Source organism: Streptomyces roseolilacinus (genome assembly GCF_014649335.1).
Lineage (GTDB): Bacteria > Actinomycetota > Actinomycetes > Streptomycetales > Streptomycetaceae > Streptomyces > Streptomyces roseolilacinus.
Window position 1 is genome coordinate 1 of sequence record NZ_BMSV01000005.1, and the last position, 12470, is coordinate 12470.

Below are 12470 nucleotides of genomic sequence, written 5' to 3' on the forward strand. Positions count from 1 at the left end.
GCCATGGTCACCCTCGCCTGCCTCCAACTCTGGCTCCCATGACTTTCCGGACACCCCCTAGCGGCCCGGCGGCGCCCTACAGCACCGTCCACGGCGTGCCCGGGGCCGCGCGGCGGCGCTGCCGGTCGGCGCCCGTGCCGCGGGCCAGCACCCCCTGCGCCAGCTCCCGCACCTCCGCCGCGTCGCCGCTCGCCTCCAGCGCCGGGCGCACCCGGTCGAGCAGGGCCCGCACCGCCTCGGCCGCCGGAACGCGGTCGCCGGTCTCCGGGTGCAGGGCGGGGCCGCGCACCCCGTACCGGGCGGCCGTCCACAGGGCGGCTCCCGCCATGTGGTCGGGCAGCCGCGGCGCGGGCCGGCCACGCATCACGGCGCCGAGCGCGGTGGTCACCAGGGCGCGGGTGAGCCCGGCCTGGAGCACGGCCTCGTCCACGCTGGGCGTGACGTCCGCGACCCGCACCTCGACGGTCGGCAGGTGGTTCGAGGGGCGCGCGAACCAGTACGCGTTGGTGGCGCCGGACGGCAGCACGCCCGTGCGGCGCAGGGTGGCGACCGTCCGGTCGTACTGCTCGGCGGACGCGAAGCGGGGCGGGATCTGGTGGGTCGGCCAACGGGACAGGACGAGCGTGCGCCAGCTCGCGTGGCCGGTGTCCGCGCCCTGGTGGTAGGGGGAGTTGGCGGACAGCGCGAGCAGGACCGGCAGCCAGGGCCGCAGGTGGTTGAGGACGGCCACGGCGGACTCCCGGTCGGGCACGCCGACGTGGACGTGGCAGCCGCAGGTCTCCGTCTCGTCGGTGAGCCGGCCGTACAGCCGGGCCATCTGCCGGTAGTGCCGGGTCGGGGTGACGGCGCGGGCCGGCGCGGCCATCGGCGCCGTGCCGCTGGCGAGCGGGCGGAGCCCGGCCTTGCGGGCCGCCCGGTCCAGTCGGGCCCGGGCGGCGGCCAGTTCGGCGCGCAGCCCCGCCAGGTCGGTGCACACGCCGGTCGACGTCTCCACCATCGTCGACAGCAGCTCGCGCTGGAGCTCCCGCCCCGCTCCGCCGTCCGGCCGGTGCCGCCCCCGGTCGGCGTCCAGGACGTCGCCGCCGCCGCCCACCGGGGCGCCGTCGACCGCGTCGACCAGGAGGAACTCCTCCTCGACGCCCAGGGTCACCTCGTGAGCCGCGGACACCGCGACCATCAGGACCACCACCACTCCCGACCCAGCCGTACGGGCACGTGCTCGGTGCGGCGCCGGCGGCCGCCGGCGGCCCCCCACAGGATGACCGGCACGGTCGCCCCCGGCAACGGTGCGTTTCAGGCCCTTCGGGAGCCCCGGCTCAGTACAGGTGGAGCGCCAGGTGGCCGAGCGGCAGGCCCAGTCGCCACGACGGCAGCCACACCCGCGCCGACTCGTCCACCACGACCCCGGCCGCCGAGGGCGGCGGCAGCGCCCCCAGGTCCGTCGCGAACAGCTGGGTCTCCTCCAGCAGCCGCCAGGTCTCCAGGGCCAGGGCCACCCCCGGTTCGTCCCCGCCCTCGCGCTCCCGCCGCTCGGCCAGCCGCTCCCGCACCCACTCCGGCCAGGGGTGGTCGTACGAGGTGCGGTCCAGCCACTCCTCCACCTGCTCCTCCGGTCCCGCGCCGTCGCTGAGGTAGATCGTCAGCGCGAGCGTCCGGCGGCCCGCCACGTACTCCAGGGAGCAGGTCTCCACCAGCCCGCCCCTCCGCAGCAGTTCATCGGCCAGGTACTCGGCACACAGCCAGTCCATCGGGACGGCCAGGCCGCCCCCGCCGGTGCCGTTCGTGCTCTCGGGCCGCAACGTTCCCACCTTCTCCCGGACGTTCTTCCGCGTGTGACTCGGCCACGCACCCCTAGACGACGAGCCTCCACCGAAAGGCCGGGCGAGAGGCCACTCTTTGCACAACTTGACGGTGTGGTTTCGCATACGTTCCCGTCCGTGCCGTTACGCCTGGTAAGGAACACACCTGGTGGGTCCCCAGGGGCGGGGGGGGCTCAGGCACCGGCCCGCCCGGCGGGCGCCAGGCGGCCCCGGTCGGCGGCCGGGAACGTCCGGCTGTACCCCGGCAGGCACCGCCCGAGGGCCCGCAGCGCGTAGTGCGACCGCGACTTGACCGTCCCGGCCGGTATGCCGAGCTCCTCGGCGGCCTCGCTGACCGTCAGCCCGTCGAAGTAGATCCGCTCCAGCACGGCGCGGTGCGCGGGGCTCAGCTCGGCGACCGCCGCCCGCACGTCGAGCGCGGCGACCGCGGTCTCGGTGGCGTCGGCCGGGTCGGGGGTGGAGGCGAGGACCCCGTCGCCGATCTCCGTCGGACGCGCCATCCGGGAGCGCCGCGCGTCGATCGCCAGCCGCCGGCCGACCGTGAACAGCCACGGCCGCATCGACTCGTACGGCGCCTCGAACGCCTCGGGGTGCTGCCACGCCCGGACCAGCGTCTCCTGGAGCAGGTCCTCGGCGCGCTGCCGGTCGCCGTAGGTGAGCCCGAGGAAGAAGCTCAGCAGTGCCGGTCCGTGCTCCCGCTGGAGCTCCTCCAACGCCCGCTCGTCGGTGGTCGTCGTGGCCGTCGTCATCGTTCACATCCCTTCCCGCCGGCTCCAGGACCCACGAGCGGTATCCGAACGCATCCGGGCCCGTCCGGACAGGCGGCGCACCGAGGTGTGCGGTGAGCGGTCGCACCGAGCGGCGAGTGGTGCGCCGAGTGGTCGGCGCAAGGACATGAGGCCGATTCGGTTAATTTATCGTACTTATGCTATTTACATGCTGATTGGGTGATATGTCCGTCCGTGGATCCGGTGTCCCTCCACTCGTCCCGAGCCCCCAGGGAGTCCCCATGCCCCACCGGACGACGCGACGCGCGCCCCGCCGGACGGCCCTCGCCGCCATCGCCCTGCTCGGCGCCGCCGCCGCCTGCACGGCCGCCCCGCCCTCGGCCCCCGCGCCCCCCGCCGCCCCGTCCGCCGGCGGCCGCGCCGCCCCCGCGGCCAGGCCCTTCACGCTCGCCGCCACCGGTGACGTCCTGCCGCACGACTCGGTCATCCGGGCGGCCCGCGCCGACGCCGGCGGCGCCGGGCACGACTTCCGGCCCATGTTCGCCGGGGTCGCCCCCGTCATCTCCGCCGCCGACCTCGCCATCTGCCACATGGAGACCGTGTACGGCGAGGACGGCGGCCCCTTCACCGGCTACCCGTCCTTCAAGTCCCCGCCCCAGGTCGCCGACGCCCTGCGTGCCACCGGTTACGACTCCTGCTCCACCGCCTCCAACCACACCCTCGACGACGGCGCCGAGGGCATCCGCCGCACCCTGGAGCACCTCGACCGGGTGGGGATCGAACACGCCGGCTCCGCCCGCACCGCCGAGGAGGCCACCATCCCGACCCTGCTGGACGCCGGCGGCGCCCGGGTCGCCCACCTGTCCTACACGTACGGCACGAACGGCATCCCCGTCCCCGCCGACCGGCCCTGGTCGGTCAACCTCATCGACGAGGGCCGCGTCCTCAGCGACGCCCGGGCCGCCCGCGAGGCCGGCGCGGACGTCGTCGTGGTGAGCCTCCACTGGGGCACCGAGTGGCAGACCGCGCCCGACGAACGGCAGCTCGCGCTCGGCCGCGCGCTCACCGCGGCCACCACCGACGGCCGCCCCGACGTCGACCTCATCCTCGGCACCCACGCCCACGTCCCCCAGGCGTACGAGAAGGTCAACGGCACCTGGATCGTCTACGGCATGGGCGACCAGGTCGCCGGCCCCATGGTCAACCACTCCGGCGCCCACGACCCGCGCGGCAACGAGGGGACCATCGCCCGCTTCACCTTCGGCCCGCCCCGCACCCCCGGTGGGCGCTGGGAGGTCACCCGGGCCGAGTTCGTCCCGCAGTGGTTCGACACCGCCGCCAACCGCGTCGTCGACCTGAACGCCGCCGTCGCCTCCGGCGACACCGCCCTCGCCCCCGTACGGGACCGCATCACCGGCGTCGTCCTCAGCCGCGGCGCGGGCGCCCAGGGCCTCGTCCGGGCCCGCTGACCGACCGCCCGGCCGCTCCTCCCAACGGGTGCTTTCCCACCGCGCGCCCGGTGTCGCGCCCCTGATCCGCGGGTCGCCCGTGCGGAGCATTGGTCATGAAAAATGACCAGATGCCTTCCGGGCGGCGGATGGTGCTGCGCATCGCCGCCGCGCTGGGGGCCACCACCGCCGTCGGCCTCTTCGGCCCGGACCGGGCGGGCGGTCCCGGGACCACCGCGCACCCCTCCCCGTCGCGCGCCCCCCGCCCCCCGGCGCCCGGCCCCGCCGGGGGCCCCGCCGTGAACCGGCCCATGGCCCCCTCCTCGTACCGGCTCCAGCCCATGACCTCGTACGCCCCGCCCCGCTTCCGGCGCGCCCTGCCGCCGGTGCGGCAGCGGCCGTTCCTGCGGGTGTCCGGCGCCGGCAACACGATGGTCCTCACCTTCGACGACGGGCCCGACCCCCGCTACACACCGGCCATCCTGAGCACCCTGCGCCACCACGGGGTGCGGGCCGTGTTCTTCGTCTGCGGCGAGATGGCCGTCCACCACCCCGACCTGCTGCGGGAGATGGCCGACGACGGGCACGTCGTGGGCAACCACTCCTGGTCGCACCCGTTGATCCCGAAGCTGCCGCCCTCCCGCATCCGCGACGAACTGGGCGCGACGAGCGAGGTGATCGAGCGGTCGGTCGGCTCCGCCCCCCTGTGGTACCGCGCCCCGTACGGCGCCTGGAACCGCCTCTCCTTCGAGATCGGCGCCGAACTCGGCATGGAGCCGCTCGCCTGGACCGTCGACACCCTCGACTGGCAGGAGCCCGGTACGACGACCATCGTGCGACGCGTCCTGGACGGCGCCGCGCCCGGCGTCGTCGTGCTCTCCCACGACGCGGGCGGCGACCGCTCGCAGACCGTGCGCGCCCTGCGCACGTACCTGCCGGCGCTGCTCGACGAGGGGTACCACCTCACCGTGCCGCGCCGGTGACGCGGGCCGCCCCCGCCGCCCGCCCCCGCCCCGTCGCGGCGGAGGCGGGCGGCGCTCAGCGGGTGGCGACCAGCCGGGCGAAGACCACCACGTTGCCGTCGTAGCCGCCGGCCCGCGAGTACTCGCCGCCGCAGGTGATGACCCGCAGCTCGGGGTGGCCGGTGTCGCCGTAGACGCGTACGCCGGGGAAGCCCTCCTTCGAGTACACCTCGACGCCGTAGACCTGGAACACGGCCACCCGGCCGTCGTACCGGGTCACCTCCACCCGGTCGCCCGGCTTGAGCGTGCCCAGCGAGTAGAAGACCGCGGGCCCCGAGTCGTTGTCGACGTGCCCGACGATGACCGACGTACCGGACTGCCCCGGCGAGATGCCGTTCTGGTACCAGCCGGCGAGGTTGCGGTCCTGCGGCGGGGGCGCGCTGATCCAGCCCTCGTTGTCCAGGCCCACGTCGATGATCGGGGCGTCCACCTTCAGCGCCTCGATCCGCACCCGGGACGCGGGCGCGTACGCCAGCGGCCGCAGCCCGGCCGACGGCGTCGGCGCGGCCACCGCGCGCCCCCGCTCCGCCGACACCGCGCCGACCGGCTGGGGCGGCCCCGACGACCCGTCGACCCCGTTGCGCATCATGGCCAGACCGGTGAGCAGGACGAGCGCCAACGCGCCCCACGGCTGGCGTCCCCTGATCACGTCCCAGGCACTCCGGTCCCCGACGCCTCTGCGCTCCAGGCCCATGCTTCTCCCTTCGTGGCCTCTTCCCGCACGGTAAGCGCGGTGCGCGCGACCGGCGATCACAGAGCGGCGAACGGGTGGCGGCGCGGCAGACGGGTGATGGTCCGTCCGGGTCATCGGCGAGGATCCCCTGACGGTCCGTGACCTGCGGCTCCGTCAGGTGCGCCCCCGTTTCCCGGGCGTGTCGCCTCACCGGGGTGGCGCACCGCCGAAATGCGAGGAAGCCGATGTCCGGTGAGGGTTCGTCATGGAGGGCGCATCCGTCGATTTCCCGGAGCACCGCTTTGGGGCGCCTTCCGCTGGAGGTTCAACGATGCGTGCTTCACGCGCCCTCGCGGTGGCCGCCACCGCCTGCGCGGCGATCGGGTTCACGGCCCCGCTCGCCCACGCCACCAAAGGTCCGACGAACGTCACGGTCTCCCCGACCCGGGTGCACCAGGGCGGCAGCCTGGCGGTCAGCGCCATGGGGTGCGGCCACGGTGGCACCGTCACGTCCAACGCGTTCCCCAAGACGGCCCTCACGGTCAACGACTCGGGCCACTCCGCGGCCACGCCGCGGATCTACGACCACGCCACGCCGGGCAGGTACAACCTCGCGGTCAGGTGCAGCGACAGCCCGCGGGTCGCCACCGCGTCCTTCACCGTCATCCGCGGCCGGGGCACGGACGGCGGCCTGGGCGGCTCCCTGGCGCCCAGTTCCACCGAGATGGCCGTCGGGGCGTCGCTCGTCGGCGCCGCGACTCTGGGCGGTGCCGTGTTCGTCGGCCGCCGGCGCCGCATGAGCGGCGGAAAGGCCTGACCGGCCGAACCTCCCGGTCGGCCGACTACGCCCGTCGCCCCGAGTCCTGGCCAGGACTCGGGGCGACGGGCGTGGCCACGCGGTGGCCGTACCGGGTCGGGGGTGTCAGTGGCGGCGGCTCGCGGTCCTGCGGCGCACCAGGTAGACCGTGCCCGCGGTCGCCGCGGCGACCAGCGCCCCGCCCGCGGCCAGTTCGCCGGCGTTCCAGGTGCCGACGCTGCCGCCCAGGCCGCCCCGGACGCCCGAGGGGGCGGCGGTGACGGTGCTGGTCCGGGTCACGGTCGGCACCGCGGTCGAGCTCGTCCTCGCGGACGCGATGGTCAGCTGCGCCGAGCCGGGTGAGCCCCCGGCGCAGGTGAAGGACACCGTGTAGACCGTGCCCCGCCGGGCGTCCCAGTCGACGGTGGCCATGGTCGAGCCGCCCGCCGGGATGGTCACGGTGTCGAAGACGCCCGACGAGGCCATGGCGGTGCCCGAGCAGCCGGGTGCCGACAGCACGACGCGGCCGCCCGGGTTGACGGTCGAGGGGGAGACGACGAACGGGTCCACCGCGGCCGCGGGAGGAGCGGTGAGAGCGAGAGCCGCCGCTCCGAGCAGAGCGGCGGAAGCGGCACCTATCGCACGCATGTGATGAGTCCTCCGGTCCGAGGGGCAGTGCGGAACCGACTTCCGCGAAAGCTGTGACATGACCCTCTATGTCCGGAACGCTAGAAGCGCTCTACCACACCCGCGACCCCGGACGGGCGAATGGGGCATTCCCTCACCCGGACGGCCCACATTCGTGCCCCGCTCAGTCGCCCAGATGCGGAAAGTGGTGCAGGAACGGCTCCGTCGTCGCCGACACGCCGCGCCCGAACGGCGCGTCGATCGCCCAGATCAGGAACAGCAGGAACGCGATCAGCGCGCTGTACAGGCCCGCCAGCAGCAGCTCCCGGAACGTCCGCCGGATCTGCAGCGCGAAGATCAGGCCCACCGCGGTCAGGGCCCCGGTGACCAGCCCGAACCAGACCACGCCCGGCATCGTCTCGCCCGCCGTGTCGGCCCGCGCGCTGCGCGCGTCGTCGGCCGCCGCCACCTGGTCGACCAGCGGCTGGTACGCCTCCGCCTCGTGCGCGTCGGCCGGCCGGTACGCGGCGACCGTGCGCCGCACCCGGTGCAGCAGCGCGTCGCCCTCCGCGGTGACCTCGCCCCGCTCGGCCATGGCCCGCCACTCGGGGCCGACCACGTGCCGCACGTACGCGTCGACGTCGGCCGTGATCCGCCGCCGCACGCCGTCGGGCCACACCTCGGAGCGCACCACCACCTCGTGCAGCGCCTGCGCCTCCCGGCGGACGCTCTCCTGGGCGGCGCCGCGGCCCTCCCAGACGCCGGCGATGGCCAGGCCGAGGACGATCGCGTAGACCACGCCGATCATCATCGTCATGTACTCCATGACGTCCGGCGTCTCGGTCGGGTCGTCGTCCTCGCCGACCCGGCGGTTGTTGATGACGGCGATGGTGAGGACGACCGCGCACGCGGCGGCCATCGCAAGGGCGAGAACAAGCCATTCCGACACGGGGGTTCCCTCTCGGTCTCAGCGGGAGCGGGGGCGCAGGACGACCGCGGCGAACACGGCGGGCACCGTGAGCAGGAGCATCACCGACACCATGGACGGCCCGCCCTCCGCCTTCTGCCGCCGCGCGCCCCGGTAGGCGGGCGGCGGAAGCGGCGGGGAGGCGGGCGCGGCCGACGGCCGTGGTGCCGGCCGTGGTGCCGGCGGCGGGGACGGGGGCGGGGGCGGGAGCGGCGGCGCGGACGCCGGGGGAGGAGCGGGTGCCGGGGGAGGAGCGGGTGCCGGGGGAGCGGCCGGAGGCCCGGGCACGGGCGGCGGCACCGGTCCGGGGGGTGACGGGCGGGGCGGGGGCGACGGGCGGGTCGGGGCCGGGGTCGGAGACGGAGTCGGCGAGGGCCCCGGTGTCGGCGTCGCGGACGGCGAGGGGGTGGGGGAGGGTGAAGAGGTGGGGGACGGCGTCGGCGAGGGCGTCGGGGAAGGGGTGCAGTGCGGGTCGCCCGCGACGGCCACCGCGACCGTACGGCCGCCGGGGCCGGTCGACGCGTACGCGCAGGCGTGTGCCGACACCGGCGCCGACAGGGCGGGGGAGAGCACGAGCGGCCAGGCGAGCGCCGCGCTCGCCAACCCCCGTGCGGCAAGGGATCCGTACACGCCGAGGAGCATGGGCGGACCGGCGGCGCGCCACGCCGGGAACCGCCCCCGTTCGCCTGATGGTGGCCCCCTCTCGAACGGCTGTCCCCTTCGTCACCCCTGGGAACGCCCCCATTTCTCCGGCACGTCGCACGCTCCCGCCCCCGCGCCCGTACCCGGGGCCAGGAGACGGCGCACCGCGGACGCCGCGCAGGAAGCCGACACGACGGGAGCCGGGAGGAGGGACCGGCGCGGCACGGCGCTCGCGGCGGCCGCGGTGGCAGCCCCGCCGGCACCGACGGCCCGCGCCCAGGACCGGGCGACCGCGTCGGCGGCCGGTCCTGGCACCCACCGCCGAGGACGACACCGAGGACGACGCCGAGGGCGTCACCGCCGAGGGCCACGCGACCTTCGGCCGGACCGGCGGCAAGGCCCGGCAGGCCGTCTGCCGCTCCCCGCTTCCGCCGGCGACAGGGCGCCCGGCGACACCGACGGCCAAGGGGAGGAGGGCGGTCGGTACGCCGTGTCACCCGACGGGAAGCCGGCCGGAGCACCCGAGTAGAGTCCCCCCACGCGACTTCGGGCCCGGACGGCGACCCGCCGCGCCCCTCCCCCGCGGGACCGGCGGGCCGCTCGTCGACGCGCGCACGTGCCAGCGGCCTGTGACCGAGAACGGACCGGATTTTTCCGTTTCCCCTCGCCCTCCAGGCGGGCGATCAGTAGCCTCGGCTCGAACACCGGCCATCACCAAGGCCGAACACCGTGGCGACTGTTGGAGATTTGATGGACCGTCCCGCCTGGGCCCCGCCGGGCATCGACTTGTCGGTGCCGAGCGTGTCCCGTATCTATGATTACTACCTGGGCGGCTCCCACAACTTCGAGGTCGACCGCGAAGCGGCCCGCAGGGCCATGGAGTTCCTGCCGGGCCTGCCCAAGATCATGCAGGCCAACCGGGCGTTCATGCGCCGCGCCGTGCGCCACGCCGTCGACGAGGGCATAGCGCAGTTCCTCGACATAGGTTCCGGCATCCCCACGTTCGGCAACGTCCACGAGGTCGCCCAGCAGGCCGACCCCCGGGCGCGCGTCGTGTACGTCGACCACGACCCGGTCGCCGTCGCCCACAGCAAGGCCGTACTCGACGGCAACGACCGCGCCGCGATCGCCGCCGCCGACCTGCGCAAGCCGCAGGACGTCCTCCGCAGCCCCGAGGTGTCCCGGCTCCTCGACCTGGACCGGCCCGTGGCGCTGCTGCTCGTCGCCGTCCTGCACTTCCTGGAGGACTCCGACCGGCCGTACGAGGCGGTCGCCGAACTCCGCGACGCCCTGGCGCCGGGCAGCCTCATCATCCTCACCCACGCGTCGTTCGAGGGCCTCCCGGTGCCGCAGGAGCAGGCCGGCGGCACCGTCGGCGTGTACCGCGACATCCGCAACCCGCTGGTGATGCGCTCCCGCGACGAGGTCGCCCGGTTCTTCGACGGCTGCGAGATGGTCGACCCCGGCCTCGTGGCGATGCCGCACTGGCGGCCCGACACCCCGCCCGAGCAGGAGGATCCCTACGCCTTCTCGGGCTTCGCCGGGGTGGGGCGCAAGGGGTGAGCACGCCGGCGCAGGCGTCGGGTCCCGCGGCGGACCCCGACGACCTGGAGGACAGACTCCAGCGGTTCGCGACGATATGGAGCCGGGCCATCTTCCCGGTCACCGCCACGTCGATGACCCGTATCGAGTTCGAACAGCACCTGCTGCCGCTCGCCCGGCTGCTCAGCGCCGCGCTGCGCGCCCGGCCGTTCGACGTGGCGCCCGCCCAGTCGGTCGGCGCCGCCCTGGTCGCCGCGCACTGCACGGACCCGGACGCCCTGAGCCGTACGCTCGGCGTCGTCGACTCGTACCTGGTGCTGTACTGCGGTGCGGGCGCCGACACGCCCGTCGACGACCTGCGGGCCCGCTGCGCCCGCCTCCAGCACGCCCTGGCCGCCGGGTTCGCCCGGGCGCTGCGCGAGCGGACCCTCAGCGAGCAGGAGGCCATCGCCCGGTCCGCGCTCGCCGCCCGCGCCTTCGCGGAACAGGCCCTCCACGCCACGGAGGCCCGCTTCCGCGCCGTCTTCGAGGACGCGGCCATCGGCATAGGCATCGCCGACCTGGAGGGCAACGTCCTCGACGTCAACGGCGCCCTCACCCGGATGTTCGGCGGCCTGGAGCAGGTCGTCCGCGGCCGCAGGGTCACCGAGTGGGTCCACCCCGAGGACGCCCCGCACGTCTGGAACCTGTACGGAGAGCTGGTGCGCGGCGAACGCGACCACTTCCGCGTGGAGAAGCCGTTCTACCGCTCCGACGGCACCGTCCTGTGGACCAACCTGACGGTGTCCCTGCTCCGCGACCCCGAGGGCCGCCCCCAGTACCAGCTCGCCCTCATGGAGGACACCACCGAGCGGCGGCTGCTGAACCTGCGCCTGCGCTACGAGGCCACCCACGACGCGCTGACCGGGCTGCCCAACCGCACCCTGTTCTCCGAGCGCCTGGAGAAGGCCCTCACGGCCGGCGAGGACTCCCGCTTCGGCCTCTGCTACCTCGACCTCGACGGCTTCAAGGCCATCAACGACAGCCTCGGGCACGCCGCCGGCGACCGGCTCCTCGTCGAGGTCGCCGACCGCCTGCAGTCCTGCGCCACCGCGCCCGGCGAGATGGTCGCGCGGCTCGGCGGCGACGAGTTCGTGGCGCTCACCACCGGCCCCGACGTCACGGCGCGGGACGCCGAGGAGCTCGCCGGCCGCATCCTGGGCGCCCTGTCCACCCCGATCAGCCTGGACGGCCGCGAGATCACCGTGCGCGGCAGCGTCGGCATCGTCGAGGGCCGCGCCGGCGAACGCGGCCCGGCGGACGTGCTGCGCAGCGCCGACATCACCATGTACCGGGCCAAGTCGGCGGGCGGCAACCGGTACGAGCGGGCCGACCCGGAGGCCGACGCCCGCGCCATCACCCGGCACGGACTGACGACCGCGCTGCCCGCCGCCCTGGACCGCGGCGAGTTCTTCATCGAGTACCAGCCGCTCGTCCACCTCGGCGACGGCACCGTGCACGGCGCGGAGGCCCTGGTCCGCTGGTGCCACCCGCAGCACGGCGTGCTCGGCCCCGACCGGTTCATCCCGCTCGCCGAGCACACCGGCCTGATCGTGCCGCTCGGCCGCTGGGTCCTGGAGGAGGCGGTCCGCCAGGCCAGGTTCTGGACGCACCGCCACGCCGACGGCGGCCCGCTGCGCATCAACGTCAACCTGTCGCCCACCCAGCTCCACCACCCGGGTCTGGTCGGCGACATCACCGACGTCCTGGAGCGCTCCGGCCTCGCTCCCGGCGCCCTGTGCCTGGAGGTCACCGAGTCGGCCCTGATCGGCGCCGAGGAGGACCTCCTCAAGCCGCTGCGGCAGGTGGCCGAGATGGGCGTCGACATCGCGCTCGACGACTTCGGCACCGGCTACTCGAACCTGGCCAACCTGCGCCGCCTCCCGGTGAGCGTCCTGAAGCTCGACCGCTCCTTCACCCGCGGGATGCAGCAGCACCCGGCCGACCCGGTCGACATGAAGATCGTGGAGGGCATCGTCTCCCTGGCCCACAGCCTGGAACTCGCCGTCACCGTCGAGGGCGTGGAGACCGCGGCGCAGGCCGAGCAGCTGCGGGCGCTGGGCTGCGACACCGCCCAGGGCTGGTACTACGCCCGCCCCGGCGCCCCGGACCGGATCCACTCGCTGCTCCTGGCCGACGCGGTGTAGCGGCCCCCGCGCGCGGCCG

General features: G+C 75.1%; 11 protein-coding genes. 5 read left to right on the plus strand and 6 right to left on the minus strand.

The window, feature by feature from the left end:
* Positions 1-76: 76 nt before the first annotated feature.
* From IE106_RS12880 to IE106_RS12890, 3 genes are all read right to left on the minus strand, one after another.
* The gene (locus IE106_RS12880) at positions 77-1177 is read right to left on the minus strand and encodes a carboxylate-amine ligase (protein WP_229840359.1); all 1101 of its coding nucleotides are present in this window, start codon (positions 1175-1177) and stop codon (positions 77-79) included.
* 139 nt (positions 1178-1316) lie between these two features.
* A complete protein-coding gene (locus IE106_RS12885) occupies positions 1317-1799 on the minus strand; it encodes a hypothetical protein (protein WP_229840361.1) in 483 nt (160 codons plus the stop codon).
* Positions 1800-1993: 194 nt separating this feature from the next.
* A complete protein-coding gene (locus IE106_RS12890; RefSeq protein ID WP_189533253.1) occupies positions 1994-2569 on the minus strand; it encodes a sigma-70 family RNA polymerase sigma factor in 576 nt (191 codons plus the stop codon).
* Between the two features lie 260 nt (positions 2570-2829).
* Between IE106_RS12890 and IE106_RS12895 the strand changes: the two genes are divergently transcribed.
* Together IE106_RS12895 and IE106_RS12900 are read left to right on the plus strand one after the other, a co-directional pair.
* Positions 2830-4017, plus strand: a complete 1188-nt coding sequence (locus tag IE106_RS12895; RefSeq protein WP_189533255.1) for a CapA family protein — start codon at positions 2830-2832, stop codon at positions 4015-4017.
* Positions 4018-4127: 110 nt separating this feature from the next.
* Positions 4128-4979, plus strand: a complete 852-nt coding sequence (locus IE106_RS12900; RefSeq protein WP_229840362.1) for a polysaccharide deacetylase family protein — start codon at positions 4128-4130, stop codon at positions 4977-4979.
* 55 nt (positions 4980-5034) lie between these two features.
* Here IE106_RS12900 and IE106_RS12905 read toward each other — a convergent pair whose 3' ends face one another.
* Entirely contained in the window at positions 5035-5712 is a 678-nt protein-coding gene (locus tag IE106_RS12905) for a class F sortase (RefSeq protein ID WP_189533257.1), read from the minus strand.
* Between the two features lie 310 nt (positions 5713-6022).
* On the opposite strand from IE106_RS12905, the gene IE106_RS12910 reads away from it, so the two are divergent.
* Positions 6023-6508, plus strand: a complete 486-nt coding sequence (locus IE106_RS12910) for a hypothetical protein (protein ID WP_189533259.1) — start codon at positions 6023-6025, stop codon at positions 6506-6508.
* A 105-nt stretch (positions 6509-6613) separates the two neighbouring features.
* Here IE106_RS12910 and IE106_RS12915 read toward each other — a convergent pair whose 3' ends face one another.
* Both IE106_RS12915 and IE106_RS12920 read right to left on the minus strand, forming a co-directional pair.
* Positions 6614-7135 (minus strand): hypothetical protein, encoded by a 522-nt coding sequence (locus IE106_RS12915; protein ID WP_189533261.1) that lies wholly within the window; start codon positions 7133-7135, stop codon positions 6614-6616.
* A gap of 163 nt (positions 7136-7298) precedes the next feature.
* Positions 7299-8063 carry a bestrophin-like domain gene (locus IE106_RS12920; protein ID WP_189533263.1) on the minus strand — a complete coding sequence of 255 codons (765 nt, stop codon included), beginning with the start codon at positions 8061-8063 and terminating at the stop codon, positions 7299-7301.
* Positions 8064-9473: 1410 nt separating this feature from the next.
* On the opposite strand from IE106_RS12920, the gene IE106_RS12925 reads away from it, so the two are divergent.
* Both IE106_RS12925 and IE106_RS12930 read left to right on the plus strand, forming a co-directional pair.
* Positions 9474-10286 carry an SAM-dependent methyltransferase gene (locus IE106_RS12925; protein ID WP_189533265.1) on the plus strand — a complete coding sequence of 271 codons (813 nt, stop codon included), beginning with the start codon at positions 9474-9476 and terminating at the stop codon, positions 10284-10286.
* Positions 10283-12451, plus strand: coding sequence for a putative bifunctional diguanylate cyclase/phosphodiesterase (locus IE106_RS12930; RefSeq protein WP_189533267.1), 2169 nt, complete (start codon positions 10283-10285; stop codon positions 12449-12451). Before IE106_RS12925 ends, IE106_RS12930 begins: the two co-directional genes overlap by 4 nt.
* The last annotated feature ends 19 nt before the right edge of the window (positions 12452-12470 follow it).

What these genes read in the sequence shown, in the direction of transcription:
- IE106_RS12880 (WP_229840359.1), bottom strand. Translation starts at nt 1,177, where the DNA reads ATGGTCGCGGTGTCCGCGGCTCACGAGGTGACCCTGGGCGTCGAGGAG.
- IE106_RS12890 (WP_189533253.1), bottom strand. Translation starts at nt 2,569, where the DNA reads ATGACGACGGCCACGACGACCACCGACGAGCGGGCGTTGGAGGAGCTC.
- IE106_RS12895 (WP_189533255.1), top strand. Translation starts at nt 2,830, where the DNA reads ATGCCCCACCGGACGACGCGACGCGCGCCCCGCCGGACGGCCCTCGCC.
- IE106_RS12900 (WP_229840362.1), top strand. Translation starts at nt 4,128, where the DNA reads ATGCCTTCCGGGCGGCGGATGGTGCTGCGCATCGCCGCCGCGCTGGGG.
- IE106_RS12905 (WP_189533257.1), bottom strand. Translation starts at nt 5,712, where the DNA reads ATGGGCCTGGAGCGCAGAGGCGTCGGGGACCGGAGTGCCTGGGACGTG.
- IE106_RS12910 (WP_189533259.1), top strand. Translation starts at nt 6,023, where the DNA reads ATGCGTGCTTCACGCGCCCTCGCGGTGGCCGCCACCGCCTGCGCGGCG.
- IE106_RS12915 (WP_189533261.1), bottom strand. Translation starts at nt 7,135, where the DNA reads ATGCGTGCGATAGGTGCCGCTTCCGCCGCTCTGCTCGGAGCGGCGGCT.
- IE106_RS12925 (WP_189533265.1), top strand. Translation starts at nt 9,474, where the DNA reads ATGGACCGTCCCGCCTGGGCCCCGCCGGGCATCGACTTGTCGGTGCCG.